The 13,403-nt window shown below is 71.5% G+C and carries 11 protein-coding genes; 1 reads left to right on the top strand and 10 read right to left on the bottom strand.

What is annotated here, in order from left to right:
• Positions 1 to 2: 2 nt before the first annotated feature.
• The 10 genes from PUW82_RS14640 to PUW82_RS14595 form a co-directional block, all read right to left on the bottom strand.
• Complete coding sequence (locus tag PUW82_RS14640) at positions 3 to 2,585, bottom strand: helix-turn-helix domain-containing protein (RefSeq protein WP_274223056.1); 2,583 nt, start codon at positions 2,583 to 2,585, stop codon at positions 3 to 5.
• An 86-nt stretch (positions 2,586 to 2,671) separates the two neighbouring features.
• Entirely contained in the window at positions 2,672 to 3,637 is a 966-nt protein-coding gene (locus PUW82_RS14635; protein ID WP_274223055.1) for a hypothetical protein, read from the bottom strand.
• Positions 3,634 to 4,542 (bottom strand): signal peptidase I, encoded by a 909-nt coding sequence (locus PUW82_RS14630; protein ID WP_274223054.1) that lies wholly within the window; start codon positions 4,540 to 4,542, stop codon positions 3,634 to 3,636. Before PUW82_RS14630 ends, PUW82_RS14635 begins: the two co-directional genes overlap by 4 nt.
• 107 nt (positions 4,543 to 4,649) lie before the next feature.
• Positions 4,650 to 5,462, bottom strand: a complete 813-nt coding sequence (locus tag PUW82_RS14625) for an alternate-type signal peptide domain-containing protein (RefSeq protein WP_274223053.1) — start codon at positions 5,460 to 5,462, stop codon at positions 4,650 to 4,652.
• A gap of 81 nt (positions 5,463 to 5,543) precedes the next feature.
• A complete protein-coding gene (locus PUW82_RS14620; protein ID WP_274223052.1) occupies positions 5,544 to 6,434 on the bottom strand; it encodes a hypothetical protein in 891 nt (296 codons plus the stop codon).
• Positions 6,435 to 6,448: 14 nt separating this feature from the next.
• Complete coding sequence (locus tag PUW82_RS14615) at positions 6,449 to 7,183, bottom strand: alternate-type signal peptide domain-containing protein (protein ID WP_274223051.1); 735 nt, start codon at positions 7,181 to 7,183, stop codon at positions 6,449 to 6,451.
• Positions 7,135 to 8,889: a hypothetical protein gene (locus PUW82_RS14610; RefSeq protein ID WP_274223050.1), complete on the bottom strand. Its 1,755-nt coding sequence runs from the start codon at positions 8,887 to 8,889 to the stop codon at positions 7,135 to 7,137. Before PUW82_RS14610 ends, PUW82_RS14615 begins: the two co-directional genes overlap by 49 nt.
• Before the next feature lie 90 nt (positions 8,890 to 8,979).
• A complete protein-coding gene (locus tag PUW82_RS14605; RefSeq protein ID WP_274223049.1) occupies positions 8,980 to 9,960 on the bottom strand; it encodes a hypothetical protein in 981 nt (326 codons plus the stop codon).
• Positions 9,961 to 10,151: 191 nt separating this feature from the next.
• Positions 10,152 to 11,828, bottom strand: coding sequence for a hypothetical protein (locus PUW82_RS14600; RefSeq protein ID WP_274223048.1), 1,677 nt, complete (start codon positions 11,826 to 11,828; stop codon positions 10,152 to 10,154).
• A 93-nt stretch (positions 11,829 to 11,921) separates the two neighbouring features.
• Positions 11,922 to 12,713: a CPBP family intramembrane glutamic endopeptidase gene (locus tag PUW82_RS14595; protein ID WP_274223047.1), complete on the bottom strand. Its 792-nt coding sequence runs from the start codon at positions 12,711 to 12,713 to the stop codon at positions 11,922 to 11,924.
• 53 nt (positions 12,714 to 12,766) lie between these two features.
• On the opposite strand from PUW82_RS14595, the gene PUW82_RS14590 reads away from it, so the two are divergent.
• Positions 12,767 to 13,375, top strand: coding sequence for an arsenate reductase/protein-tyrosine-phosphatase family protein (locus tag PUW82_RS14590; RefSeq protein WP_274223046.1), 609 nt, complete (start codon positions 12,767 to 12,769; stop codon positions 13,373 to 13,375).
• The last annotated feature ends 28 nt before the right edge of the window (positions 13,376 to 13,403 follow it).

Below are 13,403 nucleotides of genomic sequence, written 5' to 3'. Positions count from 1 at the left end.
CGTCACGCCGAGCCGTTGACGCCCGCCAAGCGCGGACCGATGAGCTCGCGAGAGCCGACCTCGAGCTTTCGCATGATGCGGTAGACGTGGCTCTCGACCGTCCGCACGCTCACGACGAGCGTCGAGGCGATCTCCTGGTTGTTCATCCCTGCCGCGACGAGGTCGGCCACCTGCCGCTCTCGCTTGGTGAGCCGCGTCGCGTCCGCCGCGAAGCGAATGGCGTTCACCGGCCGGTTCCCGCGCCGGGTGACCACCCCGCGCTCGAGGCGCGCCGCCTCGGCCTCGGCCGCCCGGTCTTGATCCTCCGCCGCCCAGCCGCCGAGGGTGCGGTAGGCAGCCACGGCCATGCCGAAACGCCCATAACGCTCGAGCGCCACCCCCGCGTCGCGCAACGCCGACGCATCCCGGTTCGCGACGGCGACGTGGTAGTCGGCCTGAGCTCGGAGGACGACGGTGTCGGGGGCCTCGTCCAGGACGCGCTGCGCCTCAGCCAACCGCTCGGGCGTCGGCGATATCTCGGTCGCCGCAAGCATCCCGAGCTGCGCGGCGAAGAGGGCGCCCCGGCGCCGTAACGAGAGGGCGTCGTCCCAGAGCAGGGCTGCGCCATCCTCGGGCCGCCCCTCGAGGGTGGCCATGGCGGCGTCGATCCAGGCGAGCGACTGCCCGGGGAATGCGCCGCCCACAACGCTCTCCTGCCGCGCCAGGGTCCGGTACTTCGCGCACAGCGCCACCTGCCCTCGACCGGCCGCGAGCATCGCCCCGGCCACGAGGATCATCGCGCGTCCGCCGGGCGGCAGCGGCGCGAGCGCACCCGTCGAGAGGGCCACGTCGATGAGGTCCCCCAGCTCCTGCGTGTCTCCGGCGTGGAGGCGTGCATAGGCGGCGCCGCAGGAGAACGCCCGGAAGGCGTCGAGATCGAGAGCGCCGCGCGCCTCGTCGAGTCCGTTGAGCAGGTCGCGGTATCCGGTCTCGAACGCGCCGCTCGCCAACTGCGCGACGCTCGCGAGGATACGGGCCTCGAAGCGTTCCCGGTGGGGGTCGAGCCGACGCAGCTCGCGGAACGCCCCCTGCGCTTCCCGCAGGCGACCGACGAGGGTGAGCACATGCACCTGCGCCTCGAGCAGGGCGAGCTGCACGGGGATCGGCAGTCCGTCCGCGACGTCGAGCTCGGCCTCGAACCCGGTCGGCACCGACCGCAGGTCGGCGAGGATCGAGATGCGGGTGGCGTCGAGGATGCGGCCGAAACTCGACAGCTCCGCGGCCTCGGAGTCCAGGAGGGCGATCGCCCCGTCGACATCGCCGAGGCCGTACGCCGTCCACCGTGCCCGTAGCCGGCAGTACTCCGCGCGCGAGGCGACATCGCCGCTGTGCGCATCGGTCTCCGCGAGCACGCGGGCGATCGTCGCCGCCGACTGCTTCTGGCCCGATTGCGACAGCACCGCGATGTAGCCGGTCGCGGTGCGCACGGTCGGGTTCTTCTCCCATTCGTACGCCGCCACGAGGCGGCGGGTGGCGGCGTTCTCGCGAAGCATGCCCGCGAAGAGCGCGTCGCGCGTCTCGGAAACCTGCGCGCCACCCCACTCGCCCAGCCCCTCCGCGGACTCGAACCCGTCGCCGAGCGTGGCGGCGATCCTCTCGGTGAGGCGGATGCGGCGCGCGGTGAGCGGCTCGTGTCGGAAGTAGCTCACGAAGAGCGGGGGGATGACCGAGACGAGGTTGCTCGGTACGGCGCGCACGAAGGCGATCATCGCGCGCTCCTCGAGGAACTCCAGGGTCTCCCAGTCGACGAGCCGTCGCACGGTCTCGAGGTCGGGGTTGCCGATGATCGCGATGATCTCGACCGCATCGCGTGCCTCCGACCCGAGGTCTTCGAGATGCATCTCGACGACCGACCGCAGAGCGGGGCTCCAGAGTTCTCCGACGGCTGTCCACACGTCGCCGTCCAGCTTGTTGAGCCGCCCGTCCCGGACCGTCGCGTCGACGATCGCCAGCGCGAGACCGACGTTTCCTCCCGACTTCGCGTAGATCCGCCGCGAGGTGGCGGCATCGACCGGACCCCCGAGGTACGCGCGGATGACGTCGTCGAGGTCTTCGAAGCGCAACGGCAGCATGTCGATGGCAGACGTATGAGCCATCGTCGAGGCCGACAGCCCACTGGGCGTCTGGCGCGCACGCAGCCCCAGCAGTCGAGAGATCACGACGGGCACTCCGGTGACCCCCCGGACGTACTCGATGACACCCCACGATGACTCGTCGAGATCGTTCCAGTCGTCGAGGAAGATCACGGCGCGCTGGTCGCGGACCCTCTCGATCAGCTGATGCGCGACCCGCTCGGCGACGCCGTCCATGCGCGACGGCGGCGGTGTCTGAACGACGCCCGCGAGCGCGATCGCTGCGAACGGACTCGCACGCAGGGAAGCGACACCCCGAATGAACAGAACGCTCCACCCGCGCTCGCTCATCTGCGTGCTGAGCGCCGTGAAGAATGCGCTGCGGCCGCTGCCCCGGGCGCCGACCACGTCGATGCTGCGCCCCGACTCGATCAGGCCGATGGCCTTCGCGAGGCTGCGTTCCCGTCCTCTCATGCGCACCCCTTCCTCGTGCGGTGCGAGCACAGCCAAAACCTCACGTTAGCAGCGGGGTTCGGCCGCATTCTGCGCCACTTTCGTCCTCAGATCATGACCGCGTCGCGCGCGCACTCGACGCACAGCACGTCCGTCCGGCGGTCCGGCGCGCGCACCGTGATCGTCGGCTCGTCCGAGCGGATGGACCGGTCGCAGTCGCCGCACCGCGAGTTGCGGCGACGGGCGGCGAGAAGGAGCAGTCCGACAAGGGTGAGCGCGACGGCGGCCGCGACGGCGGCGAGGGCGAGCTGCCCTCCGCTGACAGCGAGTCCGGGCGGTCGGGGACCGGCCGCAGCCTCGCCGCGCATCTCGACCCCCACGTCGAAGCGCAGGAGAGTGGACGCGGCGTCGAGGGAGCGCGACCCCTCGGTCTCGCGAGGCATCTCGAATCCGACGGTGATCTGCGCCGACTCGGCGCGGTCGAGGGCGAGTTCGGCGATCTCGACGCGTCGGTCGGCGGCGAGGGTGGAGAAGTTCTGCCGTCCGGTGACGCCGGCGACCTCCCAGAAGATGGTGATGTCGTCGCCCAGGCGCGGATTGTTCGCTCCCGCGGGGATGTGTTCGTCGAAGTCCATCGTGACGGTCATGATTCCGGCGGCGGGACCGGCGTTGACGACATCCAGGGTCCGCACGGTCCGGTCGCCGGGGACGGCGACCCGGTCGCCGATGAAGCTGGTCTCCGCGCGGGCGTAGGGGACGCCGCGCCAATCGAGGTGGATGGCGGGACCGTCCCAGCGCGCCTCGATCACCGGTGTCCCCTGCCCGCCACTGGCGATGGGCTCAGCGCCCCGCGGCTCGGCGGTGGGCGCTGCCCCGCCGTCGCCGGCTGCCACGGTCGCGCGGGCGCCGAGGGTCGGCAGCGCGCCGGCGGCAGCGGCACCGGCGGTCGCGGCCAGCAGGAGCGCTGCGGCGAGCAGGGCGGCGATCACCCGCCCGCGAGGGCTGAGCCCGTCGGAGGCGATCGGTATCGGGGGCTCGACGCGAGCCGGGGCAGGAACACGGGAGGCGGTCATTGCTCGCTCCAAAGTCGGGTCGGGGAGGAAGACGAGGCGGTCGCGTCCGGTGCGGCGCCGCGAAGCAGCTGTTCGATCGCGTCGACGGTGGGGGCGTCAACGTCGCCGGCGGCGAAGCCGTGCGTCGGCGATGGCCCCACTGGCACGCCGAGCCGGTGCCGGGCGAGCTCGAGTTCGCGCTCGCGCAGCTCGAGCTCGCGCTCACGGAGGGCGATCTCCCGCTCGCGCAGGGCCGTGTCGACAGCTGTCTCGGCCACGCTCGGAACCGGTGGCGTGCGGTCACGCTCGGATCCCGCGGGCCGCGGCACGGTGATGACGGTGGAGCGGGAACGGCGTGGCGCGAACAGCATCCATCCGATCACGACGGCACCGATGCCCGCGGCGAAGATGAGGGGGTTGTCGGCGACCCAGTGGCGGGCCCAGCCGAGCCCGGGCACCCCGAAGAGGAACACACCCCGCACCTGCTGTGGTGACACGGGAGCATCGGCGGAACTGTTGGCATCACCCTGCGTGATGAGGCGGCAGTCGGTGCCGTCCTCGAAGCTGCCGATGGTCTTGCCGATGACCCGGTGGGTGATGAGAGTGGGGTCGTTCGGCTCGGGGAAGAAGGTGACGATCGACCCGATCGAGACGGCGGAACACACGTCGCGCTCGTCGATGCCTTTCACGACGATGACGTCACCCGCCGAGAACGTCGGCTCCATCGAGCCGGACAGCACGGTCAACGAATCCCCGCCGGTCAGGCGTGGCACGGCCACGAGCGCGACCAGGGCGGTCAGGACGACGACGATCGCGGCCGAGGAGAGGGCCCGCGCGGCGATCCGCCAGGGCGAGTCGTACCAGGGCGTCGCGGTCGGTGCCCGTCGCATGCTGCGACGCCGTCGGGTGCGAAGCTCGGCGGCCATCATTCCTCCTCTCGCGGATCGAGTGCCGGTCATCGGCCGGGGCCGCGCAGCCCGCCGTCGGGCACGGCGGGCTGCGCGGGGTCGAATGCGACCCGGAGCGCGTCGGTTCAGCTGAACTGAGCGCCCGCGTCACGCACCTGCGTCAGGTTGAGCGTCAGATCGGCGATCGTGTCGCTGACCGTCACGTCGGTGCGGTCGGTCACCGTGATGTCGGTGTCGGAGTAACGGAAGTCACCGTCGACGTCCTCGTAGAACGAGGCGTAGACGACGATGTTCAGGTCCGCGGTCGTCCCGGGCATACCGAACACCGCGGTCTGGGCCGCGACGCCGTCCACGGCCTCCGCCGTGTCGCCCAGGATGCCGTTCGTCGCATCGTCGAGGCCGCTCGCCTGTCCCGCGGTGGGCGCGGCGAGGTACAGCAGCGGCGCGTCGGCGCCCGTCGGCAGGACCGTCTCGTTCACCAGCAGCTCGCCGCCGTAGTAGACCTCGTAGCTGTAGAACATGCCCGAGATGTTGGACTCGAGCTGGTCGAGTCCGTCGAGGCCCACGCGGGCGACCAGGTTGTCGCCCTCGAGCGTGACCGTGGTCTCGAACGACGCCGCGAGCTTGTCGCCCGGAGCGATGCGCCAGGTGTCGACATCGTCGATCTGGTGACCGGGCTGCGATCCGTTGGTCGCGCCCACCACCTCGGTGGCATCCGCGCGGTCGTTCGAGACGTCCCAGAACGAGGTGTCCTGCAGCTGCGCGATGTTCAGATCGCCCGCGGTGATCATGCCGCCCGAGAAGGTGTCGGAGGCCGACCAGAGGGCGAAGGTCGAGCCGCCGAGCAGCAGCGCGGAGGCACCCGCCGCCACCCAGACGACACCGCGGCGGCGCTTCTTGTCCTCGGCCACCACGATGATCTGATCGTTGTTCGTCATGATTGTTGTCTCTCCTTGGTGATGAGCGCGGGATAGATCGGCGGGTCGGCGCTCGTCGACGCCGCCGAGGGCGGGATTCCGTCAGTCGCCGGCGGCGACATCCGGAGAAGGACTGGTGACGGCGGGCTGGAGTGCGATGACGATGTCCGGCTCGCCGAACGGATCGGGATAGAGGTCGGCGTACCACTCCCCCTCAGCGCGAACGCGGGCTCCGTTCTCGCCGCTGCCGTCCGCCGCGGCTCGTCCCAGATACGTGCCGGCCATCTCGAGGGCCGGCGGGACGCCGACGACGGCGTGCCACGCGGCGATCCCGTTGTTCACGCTTCCGTTCTCGCCCACGCCGCTGACGGTGACGTCGTTTCGGTATCGCCCGTCGTCGGCGTGATTCCACTCGACGACGGCGCACCACTCGTGCGTCGTCATCGCTCCCGGGACACCGGCGCCGGGGTCCTGCAGACGCACGTCCTCACCGTCGAAGACATGCACGTTCCGGGGAGCCTCACCCTCGTTCGGGGGCGGGGTCTCCGGGATGGCCGAGCAGTCGCCGCCCAGGCCCGCACGGAACACTTTCATCGTCGAGCCGGCGAGGACGGTGCCGGGCAATGCATGCCCCGACGACAGGTCGTGCGTGGCACCGTCGTCGAGCTGCTCCCGGACCGACACGTCGTAATCCATTCCGGCGATCCCCGGCGTCGACCCTTGGGCGGTGAAGCGCCAGACGACGGGCTTGCTCGTGCCCTCCGGAGGCTCGATGATCTCCGCGAGCAACGCACCCGGGATGCGCAGCGACACAGCCTCTCCGTCCTCCGAGGACTGCGGTGCGTCCGGGCGATCGCTCGGGAACGCGGCGAATGCCACCGACCCCACGGGGAACACGGGAACCGAGGTGCGCAGCGCGGCGCCCCACAGCGCCTGGGCGGCCAGGGCGCCGCCGAGGCAGAGCACAGCGGCCCCCGCAGTCAGCGCTGTCACACGACGGAGGTTCTTCATCGCGATTCCCCCGCGGCTGCGACCTCGACCCCGCGCACCTGATCGAGCGAGATCACGAAGTCGTCGAGCGTCCAGTGCTGCGGCCCGGCGGCGGACTCGGGCGCCCACGCGTACGGTCCACCGACGCGCACCGTCACGATGACGTCCCAGTCGGCCCGCGCGCCTTCGTTGCTGCCCGTGAGGCCCGGGAGGGTGACCGCGTGTCCGAGGGCGACGTCCGACGATGAGAGTGACGCATCGGCACTCTGCACGCGGTACGTCGCAACGATCGCGTCGGACGGCATGTCGCTCGCGAGCGACGTTCCGGCCTCGACCGTCATGGCGGCCTGCAGGTTGTCGCCACGCAGATAGGTACTCACCGGCACGGTGATCTCGACCACGTCCCCCGGCATCGTGATCAGGTCACCGGGCCCGTCCGCGAGCGCACCGGCAGCCGGTGTCGGAACGCCCGGGGTGACCTGCCGCCAGGTGCCCTCGCCACGTGAGATCTGCAGGTCGCCCGCGGTCACCGGCCCCCCGGCGAAGACAGCGGACTCCGCCCACAGCGCCCACGTCGTCGCGCCTGCCCCGATGAGGAGAGCGCCGATCCCGCCGGCGGCCACGAGGGCGACGGTGGGCCGGCTGCCGGCGGCCCAGCGTCGGGGCTCCCGGGGCGCCTCGGCGCTCGGGTCGTGCAGCGCCGTCACGAGAGACCGCCGACGGTGGTGTCGATCGGGATCAGCGACGTGCATGCCGACAGGCGAGCGCTCTGCCCGATCTCGATCTTCCCGATCGTCCCGATGACACCGTCGTCACCCAGACGCCGGTCGGTGTCGGTCACGACGACATCGGCGAGAACGGTCGTCCAGTCGTCGGACGAGATGTTCGTCACGGTGTAGACGAAGCACACGGCCTGGCCATCGGTGAGGCGCGTGCCGCTGAAGGCCTCGGTTCCCGTGGCCATGATGGCCTCGGGGGACGACGTATCGGTGACATCCACGAAGGCGCGCTTGTCGATGCGGATCGCGGGGTCCGTCGAGAACAGACGCACGGTGACGGGCTGCACGACGAGCTGGTCGTAGTTCGCGTCCTCCGAGCGCAGCGTGGTCGTGATCGACACCGGGGTGTTCGCCGCGACGTCCCCGGCCTCGGCGACGACTCGGACGGCTTCCGACCGGGCTTCGCCCACGGCGATCGTCGGATCGGTCTGCGAGATGGAGACGCCGTGGTTGACGCCGTCCTGATCCAACTCCGAGGAGAAGAGCAGCGGCGATGCCACGGCGGGGGCTCCCACCCGCAGGTCGAACACGTACTGCTGGCCGGTCGGGTCCCCGGTGACGAGGGTGAAGTCGCTCGGACGCACCGCGATCGGGTTGATGAAGACGATCGCGTCGTCCTCGCCGGTCGCGGCGGCGTGGTTGGGCAATCCGCCGACGCTGGTCACGCGTTCAGCGGGAATGGCGGCCTCCACGCGCGCGGAGTCGTCCACGCGAGCGACCACGAGGAACTCGCGGTTCTCGCTGCCGTCCACGGCGGTCACCGATGTCACGCGCGGGTTGAGTCGTTCCGCATCGATCGTCTCGTCCACCGGGGACGCGGCGAGGTCGAGCGAGGCGGCCGAGACCGACGCGGGATCGAGCGGAAGCGACGACGTCACCGTGAAGTGGAGGTCGCGGGCCAGGGTCGGATCGTTTTGGCCCTCAGCCTGTTCGATGGTGAGCGCGGGCATGCAGTTCCCGCTGAACCCGACGATGCGCGAGTACTGCGAGGTCTGGCCCGTCGCGGAACGGGTCTGCAGTCGGATGTACCCGCTGGCCGCTCCGGTCTGGTCGTCGACGATCGTGACCTGCTGCGAGCCTCCGACCTCGGTGGTCGGAAAGGTCTGCGGTCCCACCGGCAGCCGCAGCTCGATCTGCGCGGAGCCACCGGTGACGGCTTCCGCACGTCCGAGGTACACCTCCGCGGTCCGGTCACCCGTCCAGTACGCGTCGAGGTCCACGGGCCCGGCGGGGATGTTGCCGCTCGTGGGTGCGCTGACCTCGAGCGTGGCCAGGCAGACGGGCACACCGTCGCCCAGGGGCGAAACCGTCGGGATCAGCCCGGACGGCGCCGCGCCGGTCAGAACCGCGGCGTCGGAGGTCGGGAACCACGTGCCGATCTGGCCGTTGGCATTGGTGTTGTTGACCACGAGAGTTGTGGCAGCGGTGCGCGTCTCCTCTGTGATCGCCGGCCGCGCCTGGCTCGCGCTTCGCGCACCGAAGGTGTTCTTCTCGACCGTGACATCGCCGGTGTTGGTCAGCGACACCGAGGTCGCGCTGTACCCGTCGAAGTAGTTCTCGGCGATGCGCAGGTTGCCGGCGCTGCCCGAGGTGGTGGTGCCGTTCCACGAGATCGCGAAGGTCTGTCCGCTGGTCGCGCGCACGAACTCGTTGCCGACGATGCGGTTCTCTCCCGCCATCGGACCGAACGGCAGGGTGATGAAGGCGTTGTTGACCCCGGTCCCCGAGCCCTGTGCGTTGATGAAGCTGTTGTTCGAGATGTCGATGTTCTAGGCCGTGACGCTGGTGGCGGCGGTGCCTCGCGAGAAGGGGAACGCGTCTCGGTTCGTCAGGTTCGACACGAACGAGTTCGTGAAGGTGAACCCGTCCAGGACGACATTGCGATTGCGGGGCAGGAACTGCACGATGTCCGTCCGGCATCCCGAACCGTTCGAGGCGTTGCAGGTGGTGGCGGTGGGATACGCGATCTGCACGTTCTCGATGCGGACGTTGCGAATCGGGGTGTTGTTCTGTGCGTTGACGTAGAAGATGCCGGTGGCGTTCGCCGCGTGATAGAAGCCCTGGATGCGGTAGTTGCGCACGGTGATGTCACTCGCGCCCTCGCGGATGACCATGAAACGCTCGGGGAAGTAGTTGCGCTCGGTCGAGGTCTCCCCACCGTCGAGCAGGAATCCGCGGGTCTGCGGTCCCGTGACGATCGACGTCTCGCCGGAGAGGATCTGCCGCATGTTGCGGAACTCGACGTCGGGCCCGTTGACGTGGAACAGCGCGGCCGCCGTGTCGGCGCTCGTCTGCATCGTCACCCGGTTGTCGAGATCGATGATGACCGGTGCCGTGATCTCGAAATGGGCCGCGGCGTCCTGGTTCGACACACGCGAGTTCTGCATGCGCGCAGCCGCGGCGTTGAGGGCGTCGATGTTGCCGGTGAGTCCATCGGCGACGGTGATGGTCACCGAGCCTTTCGGCAGGTTCAGCGCGTTCGCCTCTTCGATCGCCGCGCGCATGGTGCACGTCCCCGCGGTCGTCTCGCAGACCCCGTTGCCGACGTTGACGCCCGCCGCGGACGCGGACCCGTCGAGCGAGTCGACGAAGAAGGTGTGGGTCGCCGCCTGGGCGCTCGCCGCGACGACGAGCGAGCCGCCGACGACCGCCGCTGCGGTCGTGATGGCGGCGGCGAGACGCCGCCATCTGTGCGGTGCGGAGCCGCGCGAGCGGGACGTGGCGTCCGCGTTCTTATCGCGTCGTTTCATGGCCGATCCTCCGGGTTCCCGTGTTGCACCTGGGATCCAGCCTCGGAGGCAGGGACGTGCGCACACGCGAGAAGAGGCGGGGTTCAGTGGTCAGACCACTGAGGTGCCGCGCAGGAACGCGTGACCTCCGTAGCCGACGCGCGCCACCTCCGTAGTGGGCAGCGGCACCGTCCCCTCGTCGGTGCGGCGCGTCAGGACCGCGGTGCGGCGGGCGCGACGGCATCCGCGACAGTGATCTCGAAGACCACGTCGTCGCCGTCGGAGAAGATCCGGATGCCGGGCTGACGGGTCCCGAGGCCCGACCGGCGCGAGGACGCCAGGCGTCCGGGCGACGTCACCCGCACCCGCAGTCCGCCTGCGGGCGCCCGGTCGACGCGGACGACCGCCGTCCGAGCGCCGGAATGCTTCACGGCGTTGACGAGCGCCTCGTTCACCGCCGTGACGAGGCGATCGGATGCCGCGAGCGCCGCGAGCATCGCGGCGGCGTCGGGCTCGACGTGGCACGAGACGGCAACGGCGGAGCGCCACGCGTCCACGAGCCCGTCGAGGGCATCGCGGGCGGTCGCCGTGTCGGTCTCGGGCGGATGGAGCAGCGCGTCGAAGGCCGCCTCGGTCCGGCCGCGGAAGTCCGCCACCTCGTCCGGCGTCGGCTCACGGTCATCGACCCGCGCGGCGAACACGACGCACGCGCCCTGCGCCCGGCCATGGAGGATGTCGACCGCGCGGCGAACGGGCGCCTGCGCGCGCACGTCGGCGGCGGCCGCGTCGCGCGCGGCGTCGGCCAGTCCGGTCGTGGCACGGCGCTCGTCGGAGCGTGCCCGGGCGAGGGCGTCGCGACAGAGGCTGACGAGCGCGGCGACGAGCGGCACCGCGAGCACCGGGACGAGCCCGAGCGTACCGATGGCGGGCAGGAACGCGTAGGTCACGCCCGCCATGCCGACGCCGGCGACGAGCCAGACGGCGACGAACACCGCAGCACCCCGGGGTGGGGCCGCCCAGCGTCGGGTGGCGAGTCCGGCGAGGAGGTCGACGAGGATGCCGCCGGCGAGGCCGCCCAGCCCCACCCCGACGCCCCCGGCCGCCACCGCGAACGGGAAGCAGGCCAGCGCGTACAGCGGCGCCACGCTGAACCAGGGCGGCGCGACGAGGCGGTGCGATACGGACGGTGCCGGCTCGGGCGGCCGTCCCGGCGCCGCCCGCCGGGGCACCGGCGTCTCGGCGCGCTCGCGGAGCCCCCGGTCGAGCGAGTGACTGACGGCGCGCACCCGCTCGGCGAACCCCCGCACCGCGTCGAAGTCGACGAGCCCGGCGAGCATCCGCTCCCGGGCGTCTCGCAGATCCGCCACGGCTCGCGAGATCTCAGCGGCGGCGTCGCGCGCACGCTGCTCGCTGCGGACCCGGGCCACCTCGACGCGGTCGAGCGCGTCGCGCAGGCGCTGGGCGGCAGCGCGCGCGGCGGCGTGGCGCGAGGTGATGACCGCGACGATCGACAGCAGCGCGAACGCCGTCACGAGGTTCGTCGCGATGCGGGCCCCCGGCATGCCGTGGGGCGCGAGGCCGAAGAGGGCGACACTGACGGCGTCGTTCACGCTCGACCGACACGTCGCCACGGCGACGAGCGACCCGAGCACCGCGACGGCGCGGGCGGATCGCGCACGCAGCATGCGTTCGGCGACGGCCGCCGGCACGAGCGCGGCCGCCAGCACGGCCCAGCCGAGGGCGGCGACGACGACGCCGCGCAGATAGTCCTCGGGCCCGGTGCCGCCGATCGAGGGGACGGAGAACACGCTCGCGACGAGCAGCGACAGCACGGCGCTCCAGCGGGTGTAGAACGCCCCACCGGTGACCGCGTTCCACCAGATCCTCATCGCCGGCAGCGCATTCCCCTGAACGACTCAGCCGTCGGGTACGCCTGATGTCGGCGCGATGCTACCAGCGCGCCGCCGGGCTCCGTGGACGCGTTACGCGGCGAAGGTGCCGATCAGCACGAGGCCGACCCCGGCGAGGTTGTAGACGACGTGCGCGAGGACGGCGGGCCAGATGCGCCCGGTGACGAGCACGAGCAGCGCGCACACGACCCCGACCAGGCCGATCGACAGTACCGCGTCGGCTCCGAGGCTGCCGTCGACCAGATGCACGACGACGAAGACCGCCGACGAGACGAGCAGCGCCGCCAGTCCGGCGACGACATGACCCGCGGGACGCCGCAGCACCGTGTAGATCGCCACGAGCAGGACGACACGGAAGAAGAACTCCTCGATGACCGGACCCACGACGCCCGCCGCGAGGGCATCGGTGAACCACCAGGTCACGGGCAGCCGGCCATCCATGAGCACCATGCCCGGGAACGCGGCCTCGCCCGTGACCGCCTGCTGGATGAGCCCCTGGCACAAGCGCAGGATGGCCCCGAACCCGATGCCGAGCAGCACGTCCGACGCCCGGAAGCGCAGCAGTCCCGCGGGGCGCGAACGCCGCAACGCGATGACGATGGGCACGAGCATCCCGAGCCAGAGCAGCCCCGTCGCGGCCCATCCCGCCCAGGCTGCGGTGGGCTGCAGGGTGACGACGAGGTACCCGGCGAGCACGCCGGCACCGAGGCCGAGCACCGCCCAGGCCAGTAGCATCTCGCGCCACGTCCGGACGGTGGAGCCGCCCTCGCGCCAATCGGTGCGACGACGGCGGCGCCCCGAGGTGCGCCCCGGCTCCTCCGCCGCGACGGGGGCCAGAACCGGCTCGCTAGGGTGGGTGTGCACGCGCCCACGTTACCCGGCAGTCCGGAACCGGCGCCCCGTCTTCGGAGGTCCCCTTGGTCGAGATCGTCACGATCTGCACGGGAAACATCTGCCGCTCGCCGCTGGCCGCACTCGCGCTGCGCACGCGGCTCGCCGATCTGGGCGTGTCGGTCGTCAGCGCCGGCACCCGCGGCCTCGCCGACCACGCGATGACCGACGAGGCGCAGCGACTGGCCGCTGCACGCGGCATCCCGGCCGCCGCCGCCGCTGAGCACCGGGCACGGTTCCTCACCGAAGCGCATCTGGCCTCGGCTGATCTCGTGCTCGCGATGGCGCGCGACCACCGGCGCGCGGTCGCCGAGTTGGCCCCCGCGCGCTCGCGCGTGGCCTTCACCATCCGCGAGTTCGCCCGCCTCGCCGGATCCCTGTCGGATGCCGCCGTGCTCACGGCCGCGGCGGCGGCGCCGGAGCAGGATGCCGCGGGGCGCCTGCGCGGCGCTCTGGCCGCGGTGTCGGGGCAGCGGGGTCTCGTCCTGCCGCCGGCCGATCCCGCCGACGACGACGTCATCGACCCGTACCGGCGGTCGTGGGCGACGTACGAGCTGTCGGGCGCGCAGCTCGACCCCGCGCTCGACGCGGTCGCGCGGGTGGTCCGCCTCGCGGTGGCGCAGACACCGGCCTGATCCGCACGGCGACGTCTGACGCAGACCG

Source organism: Microbacterium thalli (genome assembly GCF_028737325.1).
Classification (GTDB): domain Bacteria; phylum Actinomycetota; class Actinomycetes; order Actinomycetales; family Microbacteriaceae; genus Microbacterium; species Microbacterium thalli.
This window is presented reverse-complemented; position numbering and strand designations above follow the sequence as displayed.